Here is a 15515-nt window from a genome sequence, read left to right on the forward strand (position 1 = left end):
CTGTGCAGCGCTCAATTCCTCAACAATCCTTCGTACATTATCCTGAACCTGTCCTTTGGTGACTATCGACTCAACCAGCAGTCTCTTGAGATAGGCATAATCATATATGCAGCCGAGTTCCTTTAACCGTAACGTCTCTTGCTCAATGTCGATATTCTTTTCCTTACCCATCACATAGTGATTCATTTTCAAAACCGCCCGCCCAATACTATGCTCCCGGCCACCCTCATAGGTCAGATCAAGCAACCTCATAATCGACTTCAATGAACTGTCATAATCCCCTAACTCAAAATATAAACAACCAGCTTTAGTGTACGATTCGACTTGGATAGACATATGTGGTTTCTTTACCACCATAAGCTCTAGTGTTTTTTCAAGAAATTTCTTCGCTTCTGTGTTACTATCTTCGGCTGTACTGACTAGAGCTAAACCGACACCATATAGAATGTCTTCTTTGAGTTTAGACTTCTTCGCGAGAAGCGATTTTGAATCTTCTATGTTATTAGTTCGAAGAATAGCCTCTGCTAGACCATAACTGGCCCAGGCATACTCGGAATCAATGTCCAGTATTTCCCTGTATACTACGATGCTTTCTTTGATTCTACCAAGATCCCTGTTGATGAGAGCGTTGTTAGCTAGTGCTGCAAGTTGAACCGATTTGTTATTTGTCCTCTGCACAATGCGCAGGACTTCATCGAATAGTTCTTGCGCTTTTTCATATCTGCCTTGGTTCATGAGCAGTAATCCGTTGTTATGTAATACAGCGCTAAGCCCGTCAATTCGCTTCATTTTCGAGAAAGCATTAATTGCCTCTGTAAACCATTTTTGAGCACGAGTAACATCCTTAAGTTGTTGATAAAAAGCACCGAGTAAGCTGGCGCAAAATGCGTATTGTTTGATAAGCTGATGTTTCTTACAGAAATCTGTTAGTTGTTTGGTTTGTTTGATTCCTTCACGATACTTTCCCGTGTACCATTTCAAGCTTGATATGTAATATAATGTATCTGCTTCAACTTCCTTATTTCCTATATTATGAGCTAAGTTAAGCGATTTCTTCAATATCAGCAACGCTTCATCAAATCTTGACATGTTTACAAGAACGTAGCCCATTTGGTTGGCGAGCTCTATGTACACGCGGGATTTCATTTCTGTCATAGTCAGGGCTTTCCCTAGATTATTAGTTGCTCTATCGTAGTTACCCATTGCCGAATAGATTTTTCCAAGACCACCATATGCTTTAGCAAGAATGGATGGAACATTTGTTTCCAGCGCACTTTCATAAAAAGCAACCGCATCGTCTGTGTTCCCCATTATTTGCGAAAGTTCAGCAGCCTTTGTTATATACATGAAGTAAGCATTGTCCATGTTAGGGCGTGTATGTGTGAGGATTTTCTTGTAATGTGCAAGCGCAGCACCATAATCATGCATAGCCTCAGCTTTGCATGCTGCGATTCGATAATACTTAAGTGCTTCTTTGGAGTTGGCTAAGATCTCATTTAATTCGGCCAAGATACAGGTGTATTCAATATTCTCTGACTCGACGCTATCCAGTGTTCTTAAGATGAGCTCCGAAAGAGATTTTCGTTCGCTTTCATTCGTAAGTTTCCACACAACTTTCGAAATTGTTCTGTTGGCTATTGCGAGAGACTTTTGCTTTCCTGGATTTTCATCCCTAATCAGATTTAGGTTCTTTATTCTTTCTATATATTCACGTATACTTACGCCCATGATTTTGTTAATGATCTTTTGTTTAATCGGATGCCCGGTGATGCACAATATCTTGAGTATTTCGATTTCGTGCGTACTAAGCCTTTCGAGACGTGACGCCACTGATTCCTCAACGCTGCGCGGTAAGGTCAATTTCTGTAGTTTTTTGGTCGTTACTCGCCAGTAATTGTTGTCGTAGAATATGATATGATTGTCGAATAGAGTCCGCAATATTTCGGCTATCAAGGAAGGGTTTCCTCCACTTTCTTTATGGAGCCACTGCGAAAAATCGGTAGAGAGCGTGTGCGTGTTAAGTTTCGCAATTGATACTGAGCCAGAAAAAGTGTGCGTAAGCATGCGCCCGATATCACTCACTGTCCAATTACCTAATTTTATGGTTTCAAAACCAAGGTTGTCGATTTTGTTGTTAGCTCTTGAGGTTCCGATAATTCTTACACTGGAATTCCTTACGCCATGTCCTATATAGCGAAAGAGATTAATCTCGAAATCAGATAAATTGTCGATGTCGTCGATTAGTAAGAGTATTCGCCTGTTATTCGAAGCAAGGGTCAAATGGTCAGTAATATTTTCAAATATCTGAAATTTGTGTTCTGCTTGCCAGCTCTTCTCTTCCGGGTCGCCAAGGAATGCGTTGAGAGATTTGAGTAAGCTTCTGTTCTCCTGCGGTGTAAAATACATAGTTCGAAATCCTTTCTGCAAATAGTTGAATCTAATTTCCTGTAGCCACCTTGTTTTGCCAGATCCGTAGTCTCCATATAAAATAATTGTTGGTGTGCCACTGTGAAGTAACCAATCACAGATGCTACTAGGATGCTTAATGAATGCCGGGTTCGGTAGAGATACGTGGTATGCTCGGCAGTCAAACTTTTTTTGGATATCGAATTTCTTAAACGATTCGTACAGAGTGTGAATACTTGGTCTTAAGGTTGGCTCCTTAGAGACAAGTCTTTTCATTACACTTATGATTTCTTTTGGTGTATGTTCTATTGCTATGGACTTGTTTGAAAATCTTTTTCCGGAAAGAGTTTCGTATAAAACTACTCCGAAAGAGTAAAGGTCACTTCGCTGGTCGATTGAAATATCCCTGAGCGACTCGGGCGATACATACCCCAATGTTCCTCCTCTGTCAAAATTCTCTCCGACTATGTTTGTGAATCCAAAGTCAATAAGCACAGTGCGATGCAATTTTGCATCGTGAAGTATATGCTCTGGCTTCAGGTCGCTGTGTATGAATCCTCTACTTCGCAGAGTTTTGAGAGCGCTGATTACTTGAAGCATGGCAACTGCGAAATCAGAGGTAAATTCCTTGAAGTGTTTGTTGATTGGCTCACCGTCGATATATTCGAGAGTGAAATATAGTCGTCCATCATCGTTAAGATCACAGTCAAATACTTTGACAATATTCGGGTGGTTAACGTTATTCAGTGTTGAATACTCATGTACAATGAGTTTGTTATAGAGAGGATCGTCGCTTCGAGATATTTTTAATGCAACGATTTGACCATTGTCGTACTTGACTTTGTATACTTGGGCGTAGTTGGTTTCGGCGATTTTTTTTATAATTGTGTACTTTCCACCTATAGTTTTACGTTTCGGCATACTCACATCCTTACATTTCAGTGTAGTCGATATCATTGCAATGTCAATGTTGACCTATTTCGGATTTTGACAATTTGTGAATTTGCCAATTGGCAAATTCGTAAATTGTTGTTTGCCCGGGATTGTTATAGTTATAGCTTACCCTCGACCCGTGCCGTCCTCCAGTGGAAATTAAGGACGGCAGGGGCGCGATTCTAGACGTTCTCAAAAGTTAACACACAATCGTGCAAAATTATACAGCAGAAAAATTGCTATGATATTTCGAGCAATAATTCTACTAAAAGTTAACAAAATATAGCAGGTTGGGTTTTTGTTATACTCGCGGGAGGATCTGCCACAGGTTGGATTCGAATATGATTTATACGGGGGGAGAAAAGGATATAGAGAACGTGGAATAAGAATAGGTAGGTTGACAGTCGTGTTGGTTTACGTATTATTTTGCAGCAGCTGGATAGAATATGCATTGATATAGTATATCTGACGACTCGGTAGAAGGGAGGAAAGATGAATAAATACATAATTGTCATTATTGTATTCTTTTGTTGTATATATTCCTGTGTAAAATCGGAAGATTACGTAGTATACGCACGTAATATGAGTAGTGTCAGCGGTGCTATCTTGAAATTCGGACATTACAATGGAGTTTGGGTGCATGAAGACATCTACCTTCCTCAATGTCCACTCAGTGGTGTGCCAGTCGAAGTGCAGTCAGCATTAATTTATAGAGGAGGGGGTGAAATGCGTTGGGAAGTTGTAAAAGAAGTAGGTGACACCACGATTGGTTCTGGCACATTAACCATGGCCAGTGATCTATGGCTAGAGGTTAATGAAACAAACGGTGATTGGACCTGCACGTGGTCTGATGATGGTTGGTAGTAAAAACACTGTTGTAAACTAGATATGCTGTATAAGGATGAATAATGAAAAAGTATATAGCACTTGCATTGTTATTATCCTTTGCTTGTCTTCTCTATGCACAGTCAGATGTCACGCAACATAACAGCAATAATAAAGCTAATTCGGGAGGTGAAGACACTGACGACCAAGAGGAACGTTGTGAAGCTGACCAGTTAAGTTTGCTAAGGCGACCATCGTACACTAAGGTTGAGATGCGTTGGGGGATGTCTAGTCAGCCGCGGTTTGTTGAATCAGGAGTTGACACTACAAAAGAACCTACTGACGAAAAAGATGACAAAACCAGCACAAGATTCAATTGGAAGGGTTGCTGCATCGCCGGTGGATTCGCAGTCGGTTTGCTAGTGCTTGTTTTCGTTGCATCAATGGGGCAGTGGCTTAGTACTCTTTAACGAATGGGAGTGATTGGAAACAGCCATAAATTTTCATTGCAGTTTGAAAATGGAAATGAGAAGGAATGCATAGCAATTCTCCAGTGACTATACAAAAGAAGCAAGAAAGTATATATACCAAAGCACCGTAAGTAAGGAGGAAAACATGAGTACAAAAGGAAAGTTGTGTGCAGTAATTTTCATCGTACTTGCCCTTGTTTCATGCCAAACAAATATTGAGCAAGAAGACAATGCCCTGTTTAGAATTGTAGTTGATGGGAAACACGGATACATAGACAGAACAGGCAAAGTCGTTATAGAACCACAATTTGCCTGGGCTGGATTGCGATTTAGTGAGGGGTTAGCGGTTGTTAATGTGGGTGGAACAACTGGTAAACATGGGCCTGTTGAAGGTGGAAAATGGGGATATATTGACCGTAAAGGACAGTTTGCTATCAAACCGCTATTTGATTATGCGGGGGATTTCAGAGAAGGCTTTGGTCGTATCCAACTCGATGGTAGGTCGGGATACGTTGACAAAAAAGGTGAGATTGTCATTGAGCCTAAATTTAAGTATGCGGGGGATTTCCACGAAGGGTTGGCATTGGTAGTAATTGGTGAGAACTTTGGTTTCATTGATACCACTGGGAATTACGCGATCGAACCCCAGTTTGAATACAGTATTGTTCCCCAGTTTAAATGCGGTATCCTTTTCCCAAATCATAGCGATTTTTCAGAAGGTCTGGCACGTGTGAAGGTTGGGGATAAATTCGGCTTTATCGACAAGAGTGGCAGATTTGTCATTGACCCGATTTTTGACTGTGCATTCAAATTTTCTGAAGGTCTTGCCTGGGTGACGGTTGATGGTAAGACAGGCTATATAGATAAGGAAGGGGAATACGTCATTGCACCGCAGTCCAGACATAGTGGACCATTCAGAGAAGGGTTGGCCTTGGTGTGCATTGGTAACCAGGTAGGTTATATAGACGAACAGGGCGACAGTGTGATAGTGTCTGACCGTTCGAGGCTTAAAGGAATTCTGCGTGGAGGAGGACGAACATTCTTTATCCCAGCCAAGTGCGGTTATATGAACAAGAAAGGCGAAATTGTGATAGAACCTCAATTTGGTGAAGCACGTTATTTTCACGAAGGTTTGGCTGTGTGTCAAAGGATACAGGACAATCCATCGGGTAGATTCTCTGGGTTGGGTTATATAGACAGGAATGGCGTATTCGTGATAGAACCAGTATATCGTGAAGCAGAACCATTTCACAACGGATTGGCCATAGTTGAAATGGTAGATTCATTGGGAGAGAACACTGAATTCTATGCTTATATAGACAAAGAGGGGAGAATTATCTGGAAATCTACATTTCGACAAAATTTGGAGGGTCGTGTTGAACTCTAAATGATGGCTGTGCCTTTACAATTTCGGCACTTGCGTAAAAGCAGGAGGTGATGAGTGAAATGTTTAGTCAACAAGGGTATAGTTATTGCAATACTTACGACAATTCTATTTGGTTTTGCTGAAGGAATTAGCTTCGGAGTAAAGGCAGGAATGAATATTGCCAATGAGAATATCGAGGGTCTACAATCAAGGATTGGTTTCTGTGCTGGAGGCTTCGCTTGCGTCGAAATAGGTGACATAATTGTTATTCAACCAGAAGCCCTGTATGCACAGAAAGGAGCAAAATGGGAAAGGTTGATTGAGCCCCCTGGAATAACAACATTAGAGTTAGACTATGTAGATATTCCCCTTTTGGTTAGATTCATATTACCAGATAAGGGTGTGGTCAAACCTAATTTATTTGTTGGCCCCTACGTTGCCATAAATGTCAACACAGCATATAGGATGGAAGTTTACGGGACATCGGAGGTACTAGATTTGGACGAATATTACAAAGACACTGACTTCGGCGTGGTGTTGGGTGGTGGAATTGACTTCTTGCTTAAGAAAGGAAAAATAGTTTTGGATGGACGATACGCTTTAGGATTGACAACAATATCAGAACTTCGTCTTGATGAAAAGAATAGGGTCATTTCTTTTATGCTTGGCTATTCGTTTTGAGGAGCATACTGATCTAACAAAGTCGGCATGGTTGTAAAGAATAACTGAGTGAGTTACTGAATGATTGATAGTATTATGACTTTATACATCGGAAACACAAATGTCTATAGATAGTAAAACTTTCGACCGATGGGCCAAAAACTATGATGCTGACATCAAGAAGGCAGAAGCCAATGGTAACTGGATGTATGAAAATTACACAGCGGTCTTAAAAAAAGTTGTTGAGATAATAGAGAAGAAATGGCCAAATAAAGGCATCAAACTTGTTGATATAGGTGCAGGAACTGGTAATCTAACGCAACTTTTCCAATCAAATGGATATCAAATAACCGGTATCGAGCCGTCGGATAAAATGATCTCCCTATTTAAAAGTAAGCTTCCTTCCGTAGAAATACGCAAGGGACATTTTTGCGATATTCCATTACCTGACAACTCAATTGATGCCATCGTATCTGCGTATGCCTGGCATCATCTGACACCAAGAGAGAAAGAGCAGTCTATCAGTGAGATGGCGCGTGTGTGTAAGGAGATCAGCTCAATAGTTATTGCTGACCTCATGTTTTCTGATAATACAACCAGAATGAGGATTCTGCATAACTTAACGATAAGTAATCACTTGAGTATTGTAGAAGCAATTGAAGATGAATACTATGCTGATATCAACCATGTGTCGAAATTCTACAGGCGTTTGGCATATGATGTTAGCACCACGCAGATGACTGACTTTGTATGGATTATTCACGCATACAGATCAATCTGAGAAAATCAAGCACATGCTGTACAAATTGAAGTGCAGAAAGGTGAATGGCACACGACCCGGCCGCCCTCCAATGTAGAATGAGGGCGGCCCAATGCGATTCTAGACGTTCTCAAAAGTAAACACACAATAGCACAATAATTGCTGTGATATTTCGAGCAATAACCCCCGTGAAAGTTGCCACAACATAGCAGCTTGAATTCCGAGGTCATGATATGTCTGTCAGCTGAAAATTTCAGATAGTCAACCTCCCTCCCCCTAAGGTTTGGGAAAATTCATCTGGCTTCTTGCGAATTTCAGCTAGTTGTATGATTTCCTTTTCTATTTTACTCATTTTACCACTTCAACAACCTGACAATTATTTCAGATTGTGAACGGTACCTGAGCCTCAAATTTTGGGGCGTATTTGCCAACCCAAAAGTAATTAGGAGTTTGATCAGGCGGCATTGGTTTTACGATTGCTTTATGGAATGACCGGTAATTCCTCTTAAAATTTCCATTATTCCACACTCGGAGTAAGGTTGCTGTGAAAAGACCGTTGAATACTCCGTCCGAGGAATATTGATTGTCCTGACACCCAGAAATCAACAATACCGATGCATTGATACGACGACGCATCTCTTTCAATTTAATGTTCTTTTGAATTTCATCATAAAATTCTCGGTTTTGACGATAGGTACGAAGAGCGATATCTGGTGGCATACATCTGTATTTAACGTCTTGAGAGTCTACACCCGAGGACCGGACAGCCATAGTCCCATGATAGTACGCTGCTTTGATAACAGTACCGCTATGGCAACTATCGGAAAAGACAAGAATGCGGACTCCTTCTGCAAATTCACCAAACATTCTGTAGATCTCATCATCAATAAGTTCACCATCATAAAGACACCATGTTTCATCTTGGTAATCATCTTCTTCATTGTTGAGGTCGGGAACTTGACCACCGTGTCCAGAATAAGATAACATGAAAATATCACCAGACACCAGCGATTTGGATGCTGCTGAGATTTCACTAATCACATTTGACCGAGTAGCCTCCTTTGTTAGCAACTTCTTTGTTGTAAAATTCCTGGATTTTACAATATCTTCCATATCGTGTGCATCCGCTTCACAGGCATTCAAATCACCTGACCATCCACCATAATGCTGCGGCTCAACTGAATTGAGCCCTATTGTTAACGCTAGCCCTTTTGGCATGATTAGCTCCTTTCTACTACATATGATTATTTGCTTACCTTAATTTTGTACGTGGGTCATAAATATATAAACTCCACGCTACATAAATTAGAAAAATGTGTAGAACGTTGCTCCAGAGATAAGAGAATAATGCTATTTCGATTCTGGCGTTGAGGGGACGGGGGTTGACATTTTGACATCCGTAACATAGGTATTACTGATCTGAGATCATCAAAATCCACAACCGACGTAATGATATGACTGGCGGAAGAGAACATCAAAAAGTCAACCTCCGTCCCCGTAAGGCAACTATGGTTTTATCGAATCGGGCGATGGAATTTCTACATTCCTTCCATTCGTCGCATATGTATTCATATTTTTCTTTTTTCTTACCTGTCATCTCGGTAGCCCTCCCATTGGACTATCTTCATTATAGCCGAATACAATTAGTCATTATTGATCTGGATAATACCCCCTGTGGCGTACTATTATCCCGGCACCGTGTATTGGACCCAAAGCCTGTCCGCGCTGTGATCCCAGGCCAATTGCTTGCTGAATGCTTTCCACTCTTTCTTTGTGGCTTCAGTCGGCTTCTTGGGCAGCTTTGTCTTAATCGGAATGTCATCTGTACGCATTACTCTGCCGCGGGCTTTCTCCTTGAGTCTATCAAGAAGATGTTCGGCTGGATGCTCCCATCCCATTCTCTCCTTTGCCCATTTTTGATCCACGGGTATCATTGCAACCAGTTCAGGGCTATCCATTGTCTCAAGACCCTTCACACTTAGAGTGGCATTTCGACTACCGTGGTGACCGACCTTATAGAGTACAGTACGGCGGATTAGATCTTCACCTTTTAATGTCTCGCCGTCCTGGTCTTCACTTGGACAGGGTACTTCTAGCCAGGTAAGCCAGTTTCCAACTTGGGCATCAGCAGCAAATAGCAGAACCTTGCGCGGCTCGGTTTCTGTCAGCTCGATGGCCAGCACAAGGCTGGTGTTGTTTGTTCTGGTATGAATACTCAAGGCGAGTTGCTCAACCGTATCCAGCCAGGCAGTATCGATGCGTCGCCATTCTTGCCCATGCCCCTTTCGATTCAAAAAGCCATAGTGCTTCTGGAAGAATTGTCCGTAATCTGTGCGTTTGTGTTTTGGTTTTCTAACAAGATCAAGTGTTATCTCAAGCATCTCGTCAAATGGATGACTTCGATTGAAGAGCTGTTCGTCTTCGTCCTCAAGCGAATCGATTCCAGTAGCCGCAAGCGCTGCGACGGCGAATGCAGAATATTCATCAATGTCTGTTAGCTCTGGGTACAACTCACTTTTTTTCTGCAATTTCTTGATCATTTCGACGTCTTTTGGCGGACCGAGTACGTAGATTCTGATCCCAGGAACGCCAGGTAACCTGAGTGGTTCCATGCCTGGTTGAAGGTAGTCCTCAGTCCTGACTGGTGGGTTCTTGCTCTGTTCGCGCAGGAACTTCAGCTGAGCGGCATTGCCGCCCGTGCTGGATGCCAGCATATTCGGGGATTCATAATCTGACATCCTCTGGAGCATTGCGGCCAATGGTTCGTTCGCCATTGCGAGTCGGTTGACAACCGAGGTGAGTGCGCGCATCCTGAGGCCAAATTGCCGCTTTAATTCCTTAGCGACGGGGTCAGCGGAATCCTCAGTCCATGCTAACCAAAGGTCGTCTATCTCAATTTTTTTGAAGATCTCTCTTGCATACTTGAATCCATACAAGTGGTCGGTGTGTTCATGTGTTATAGCTACAGTATGAAGATGATATCCGGTCGCTTTAGCGATGTCATTCGCGACTTTCTGCATTCTCTGCGCGTTCTCGGGGTAGAAATGGTGCACGCCGCAGTCAATGAGCATGTAGTGCGCATTACCGTCCTGCGCGCGGAACGCAAGAAGTAAACAATCCCCGAATCCGGGGTTGTACATGCGAACCGTAACACCCGATGGCGGTGCTTGCATTGCTGGTTTGGGTGTGTGGCTATGGGGAGACATTATACCACCTCCTCTGGCACGGGATACCGGTGGAGAAGTGCAAAAGGCTCGACTGTCATCTCCCCGGTTATGCCTTTCTGTGGCGAGGTTATATTGTGGAAGTAAATCCTGCACGGATTGCCGAAATAAACGGTTCGGTCTGAAGGTTCCGTATCCCGCGTGAGAAATTCGCGCATGCGGTCCAATCGGTTCTTGCTTCCAATTCTTTTGTAGATACAGTACCGCACCTCCGCAGACATTAGATCTACTATGAGGGTACATCCGCCGCGGAAGATAAAATCTGGCTTAGGTGGTTTGATCTTGCCACGATCTGCTTTATCTTGAATATCCGGGTCATAATAACCGCGACGGCGCTGGGTCATCTCGATGACTAAATTTGTGATAGCTTCACCATCTGGGCCGATGCGGCGGGCAGGCCGTACAGAGTGAATCTCAAGGGTGGGCACGCCCTTATCGTCCCTATAGAAAGCTTCTGGTGCATTCTTGTTCAGCACAATACGGGCGACCTTGGCAGCCTTGCGGGCACTGGCATTGGTGCACCACTGCTGTAGCAGCCTCCTGCTACGTTGCGTTTGCTCGAAAACCTTCCTACGGTCTGTTGTTAGTGTCCATTCGGGAACTAACTCGCGCATTCTATCAGAACCGCTGAACACCTGTCGGAATGCTTTCTTTTCATTTTCATCCGGCTTATGCCACAAAAGGTTTTCCTCGGATAGATTTCGGACATCGCGGGGGAAAATACCTCGTCGTCGGAATGCCTCGGTGATAGCAAGCCGATAGTTGTGTCGATCATCCGTTACTAAATCGGCGTCGGCCGTAATCAGGGCGCGTAAATAATCACCGAAATCAACATCAACGGGCGGGCAGTAATCAAGGGCTCGTATACATATATTGAGCATGTGGCGAGCTGTCTTAGCTGCTTCTTGAGCTAATCGTTCTACAAGATCAGGATGAAGGTCGCATTGTGGCAGCGACGTATTGTGTCCACTGATACGTAAGAGATCAGCGATTCGCCTTTTATAGATAGTCAAGAAAGCTTCGAATACAGCAGCAACAAGTATGGCACCGCGGTTGTGCGGCTCGGTGGTGTGCAGGATCTTTTCCGGGTCTGGTCTTTCCGGAACCCATTCTTGTTTTGTTTTGTCAAAATGGCCGATTGCGCTGCGTAGTGCGCCGTAACGCTCGATGGCCTGGCCAAACTGGTAGGCCAGTCCGCCTAAGAGATTTTGTTTCTCCAGATCGCCGTGTGTAAGGGCGATCTGGTGGCGCAATACTTCCGGGTACGTGAAGTGCTGGAACAGGGCAACGATGTCGGCAAAAGCTTCATGAAGAGCCCAGACGTCTACATTGGTGGGTTCTATGAACCGCCTGTGCAGGCCATCGAGTAATGCATGAGTAGTTTCGTGGGCGACGATATCATGGGAAAGGCATGTAAAAACAGTCTCGCCAGGCATATTCTCTCCCGGCGTGGTAGACGAAGCCGGGAAGTAACCGAAGAGCAATGCTTTTTTGGCGGGACTGTAGTAGGCGTTGGCCTCGCGTAGAGCGTGGGGGTAGATACGTAACAGCTCCACAAAATCATACTTCAGTCCGTCTTTGATTTTGATATAGCGAGGTGACCACAGAGCGCGACGTCCAAGGGCTCGTTCGAAATGGTCGATCGTGGTGCGAGCGACGGCATAGACCATCTGTTGATGAAAATGGGGATTACCTTCCGAGGGTGGGAAACCGTCTTGTGCAAGCAGATGCTTGTCGTTTAGATCCACCGGAGCATAGAAAACCTGGGTTGCTGGATCGTAATCGACTACTTCAAGGTAACTATCTGAAGGCCCCGGCTCTAAATTCTTATCCCATGGAAGTTTGATGGTCACCTCATTGATGTCATGGGTTTCAATGTTACGGCTGAGGATGGGATCAAAGGCGAAAGCACGCAGGCGCCTTTTTAGCGGAGGCGCTACCTTATTCCTGTTCAAGATTGGTTTCATTGTCTGCCTCCTATCTCTACTTAATACAATACATTTTGGGAACAAGCAGGCATCCATGTTCCACATTATCAGTCAAAACAAGATACTGGTCCGCTACATAAGGATAGCTGGGATAAGTTGTTAAGTTCGCCCCATAGCTGATCTATGTTGACAACTTCCCCAGCTAAGCTGTTGATTCCGGATCCTCCAATTTTTTCAGGGACATCAATAGATATACAATCAGCACAAACATACTTCCGACTATGATGTCCGATAGAATAGCGCGGCAATACGACACATGATAACGAGCATAGTGCTTTTCCTCGAGGCCCATTGTTGTAGCATATGCACTTTGTGCAAGCGTTTCTTGTATATCGGTTGATTGCCGCGCCAAATCGACATTAAGCACCATGTTGATAGCTGCAATGATTCCCACTGTTATAATCGCGACCATTCGAGCTCTATGTTTACGGCTCAGGAATAAGCGCGCATTTTTTGACGAAAGTATCCATCCGAGTACAATGATGAGAAAACCTACCGTTCCCCAGACGTTACTTGTCCATGCCTCATAGTTATCTTTGGAAGCAGTATGAAGCAGTTTGAAAGTCGATTCTGCATGAACTGTATCTATTTGCTGTGTTGACGCTGCAATCGCTGGCTCGACCCCGCTTGCCATAGCCAGAGACGAAAAAATCGTCAATTTTATGACCGCGACAACCGTTATGCACAGCATTATACGCAAGTTGTTGTTTTTTCTAATTATCATGCGTTCGCGGACTTTTACGGCGTACGCTAAAACGCCGCAATCGATTTGAAACAGTTCTAATTCGCATTGTGTCTCCTGCTAAAGGTGTATTTGCACAAGACCAGAATACAGTCTTTCATTCTTAATGATTCAAGACAGATTGGATAAGAATCAGCGAAATAGCACACCTAGTTGCCATGTGAGAAACTGAGTTGGGTCGTCAGTGAATATGTGGTGATAGTCTAGTCCAAATTCCAGGCTAAATGGAGCGTTGAGGGGTATTTGCCAACCAGCACCAATATTCAGTCCGATTTCATTGTTTCCCGTTTTGGGCAGGTAATAACCGCATCCAGCCTGGACATAATATCTCAAGGGTGTACCTGATGGACTCGGAAAGAGAGCCTTGCAGTTCAGTGAGACGTTATTCCAGCGTGGGTGTTCCACGTTCAGGTAACTTTCCGCAGTGAATTGATTAATTCCGAACATGAGCATCAATCGTAAGTATGTTGTGAATGAATAGTCGAGGTTGAGACGTGCATGAATATTTGCGTCAGCCAATGAATCAAGATCCCGGAGTGGATGGGTCGATCCGACATGAAAACTGATGTGTGGCCCACGAAGATAGGATACTTCAACCTTGGGATTATCTGCTTGGGCTGCTGCAGTACTGAAAAACACCAGCATTAGTACCACCCACAGCTTTAGCCAATACAATGCCTTCATATGACCTCCTCCTGTAAGGTATATACTTCAGCTTATTGATTGCCACGTATACTCATTAATCGTGGTTCTCGGAAAATTCCTCTGGGGAATTCTGGGCAACGGTGCGCCAGCAATTACTCGTCCGCCCTTCCCAGGTTCTCCCTGATAATAACTAGCTGAATTCATGATATAACAGATATCAATTCTAACTGTGACGTACTACCTACCTTCACTTACCTTCCCCGCACTGCATTGGATGTTCTTCAAGAACACATATTCTTTACACCGCACAGCAAGGGTGGTTTTAGCAAGCTCCTGAACTTAAACCCAGCCAAAGATCACCCGAGCTACTGTGAAGATTCGACTCCTGCTGCACCGGACGTTAACACTGGCTTTATTAATATCTCACAAGGTAGTCTATGCCTCCGATTACCTCTCCATCAAGCTCTTCGGCGATTCTGATCGTGAATCTACCTCTTGGCCCCACATTCTGAGGTACTGTAATCTTGAGACCTACCCTCTCCTTTTTAGAGCATTTGAACTGAGGAATTGATACAGTAATGAGTTTCTCTTTTGTGAGGGATCTAGCAACGACTCGCCACTCTTCTTTTCCAGGAATGATTCCCAAACATCCTCCTCTTTTATCTAGCATGATGTGCTCGTCCTCGATTTTCTTTATGATTTCTACCGTGCGGGGAATTCGAAGCTCTACGGTTACACCCACGGGTGCATCAATGAACGTGATTTTCATGCTCCGTCTTCCTCTAACCCTGAGAACGTTAATGACGAAGTCGCTCTGAAACTCCGGAAGGGCAGTCGATCCAATGATGGTAACATTCTTCTGGGCTACATTATTGTCATACCGTGGCGAGTGGATAGAGATAGGATCCGCGTAGCATTCCGCTGTTGCCATCACGCACCGGTGACCAATCGCTGTGCCAGTAGGTGTCCACGGAATATACGGTGTAATAGCCTCTCCTCCGGCCGGTATTGATGGGATAGTCACTAAACCGACATAGTTCCAGTCAGATGGCCAGGGTATCCCGCCAGCTGGATCGGCCCAATAGAATTTAACCGTTACCTTATAGGCATCTTCGCATCCTGGGTTACGTACACGGATGTAGACACGGTTCGTCTGATTATACTTGGGATTCTCATGGGTAATAAAAGGAGAAGGAGTTTGCCATGGGCCATCAGGTGCGTCAATGGCTATATCTGGTGAGGTCCACCAGGGGGAGGATACAGGTGTGCTGGCATCATCGCCGCCGCTAGTTTTGATCCACAGATCATGCTTAATGCGGAGCAATGTGGATGGATCACCCAGAAGATTCAATGCATAGTAAATCCAACGATGATAATCAGACGACGATCCACTAAACTCCTCTTTCGAATCTTGTAGGGCGTGGCCGACACGGGCGATGTTTTCATCTATTAAGGCGTCGTAGAATTCCAACTCAAAATCATGAGACGGACCACTG

The 15515-nt window shown here is 43.9% G+C and carries 12 protein-coding genes; 5 read left to right on the top strand and 7 right to left on the bottom strand.

Annotation, left to right across the window (positions count from 1 at the left end):
* A partial coding sequence (locus tag OEV79_11100) for a tetratricopeptide repeat protein (protein MDH4211981.1) occupies positions 1–3327 on the bottom strand: 3327 nt, incomplete at its 3' end.
* 504 nt (positions 3328–3831) lie between these two features.
* Here OEV79_11100 and OEV79_11105 point away from each other — a divergent pair.
* The 5 genes from OEV79_11105 to OEV79_11125 all read left to right on the top strand — a co-directional run bounded on the left by OEV79_11105 (position 3832) and on the right by OEV79_11125 (position 7441).
* Positions 3832–4203 carry a hypothetical protein gene (locus OEV79_11105; protein ID MDH4211982.1) on the top strand — a complete coding sequence of 124 codons (372 nt, stop codon included), beginning with the start codon at positions 3832–3834 and terminating at the stop codon, positions 4201–4203.
* Between the two features lie 44 nt (positions 4204–4247).
* Positions 4248–4634, top strand: a complete 387-nt coding sequence (locus OEV79_11110; GenBank protein MDH4211983.1) for a hypothetical protein — start codon at positions 4248–4250, stop codon at positions 4632–4634.
* Positions 4635–4779: 145 nt separating this feature from the next.
* Positions 4780–6021, top strand: coding sequence for a WG repeat-containing protein (locus tag OEV79_11115; GenBank protein MDH4211984.1), 1242 nt, complete (start codon positions 4780–4782; stop codon positions 6019–6021).
* A gap of 54 nt (positions 6022–6075) precedes the next feature.
* Positions 6076–6681: a PorT family protein gene (locus OEV79_11120; GenBank protein ID MDH4211985.1), complete on the top strand. Its 606-nt coding sequence runs from the start codon at positions 6076–6078 to the stop codon at positions 6679–6681.
* Between the two features lie 100 nt (positions 6682–6781).
* Positions 6782–7441, top strand: a complete 660-nt coding sequence (locus tag OEV79_11125) for a class I SAM-dependent methyltransferase (GenBank protein ID MDH4211986.1) — start codon at positions 6782–6784, stop codon at positions 7439–7441.
* A 360-nt stretch (positions 7442–7801) separates the two neighbouring features.
* On the opposite strand, the gene OEV79_11130 is transcribed toward OEV79_11125, so the two are convergent.
* The 6 genes from OEV79_11130 to OEV79_11155 all read right to left on the bottom strand — a co-directional run.
* On the bottom strand, positions 7802–8638 hold the full coding sequence (locus tag OEV79_11130) for a caspase family protein (GenBank protein ID MDH4211987.1): 837 nt from the start codon (positions 8636–8638) through the stop codon (positions 7802–7804).
* A 467-nt stretch (positions 8639–9105) separates the two neighbouring features.
* Positions 9106–10626 carry a hypothetical protein gene (locus tag OEV79_11135; GenBank protein MDH4211988.1) on the bottom strand — a complete coding sequence of 507 codons (1521 nt, stop codon included), beginning with the start codon at positions 10624–10626 and terminating at the stop codon, positions 9106–9108.
* Complete coding sequence (locus OEV79_11140) at positions 10626–12611, bottom strand: hypothetical protein (GenBank protein MDH4211989.1); 1986 nt, start codon at positions 12609–12611, stop codon at positions 10626–10628. Before OEV79_11140 ends, OEV79_11135 begins: the two co-directional genes overlap by 1 nt.
* 163 nt (positions 12612–12774) lie before the next feature.
* Positions 12775–13323, bottom strand: a complete 549-nt coding sequence (locus OEV79_11145; GenBank protein MDH4211990.1) for a hypothetical protein — start codon at positions 13321–13323, stop codon at positions 12775–12777.
* Between the two features lie 183 nt (positions 13324–13506).
* A complete protein-coding gene (locus tag OEV79_11150; protein ID MDH4211991.1) occupies positions 13507–14058 on the bottom strand; it encodes a porin family protein in 552 nt (183 codons plus the stop codon).
* A gap of 376 nt (positions 14059–14434) precedes the next feature.
* On the bottom strand, positions 14435–15515 hold a 1081-nt coding region (locus tag OEV79_11155; protein MDH4211992.1), incomplete at its 5' end, for a hypothetical protein.

Source organism: candidate division WOR-3 bacterium, assembly GCA_029858255.1.
Classification (GTDB): Bacteria; Hydrothermota; Tepidihabitantia; order SM23-42; family SM23-42; genus SM23-42.

Coding starts and splice junctions, on each gene's coding strand:
- OEV79_11105 (MDH4211982.1), top strand. CDS start 3,832: ATGAATAAATACATAATTGTCATTATTGTATTCTTTTGTTGTATATAT.
- OEV79_11110 (MDH4211983.1), top strand. CDS start 4,248: ATGAAAAAGTATATAGCACTTGCATTGTTATTATCCTTTGCTTGTCTT.
- OEV79_11115 (MDH4211984.1), top strand. CDS start 4,780: ATGAGTACAAAAGGAAAGTTGTGTGCAGTAATTTTCATCGTACTTGCC.
- OEV79_11125 (MDH4211986.1), top strand. CDS start 6,782: ATGTCTATAGATAGTAAAACTTTCGACCGATGGGCCAAAAACTATGAT.
- OEV79_11130 (MDH4211987.1), bottom strand. CDS start 8,638: ATGCCAAAAGGGCTAGCGTTAACAATAGGGCTCAATTCAGTTGAGCCG.
- OEV79_11135 (MDH4211988.1), bottom strand. CDS start 10,626: ATGTCTCCCCATAGCCACACACCCAAACCAGCAATGCAAGCACCGCCA.
- OEV79_11140 (MDH4211989.1), bottom strand. CDS start 12,611: ATGAAACCAATCTTGAACAGGAATAAGGTAGCGCCTCCGCTAAAAAGG.
- OEV79_11145 (MDH4211990.1), bottom strand. CDS start 13,323: ATGCTGTGCATAACGGTTGTCGCGGTCATAAAATTGACGATTTTTTCG.
- OEV79_11150 (MDH4211991.1), bottom strand. CDS start 14,058: ATGAAGGCATTGTATTGGCTAAAGCTGTGGGTGGTACTAATGCTGGTG.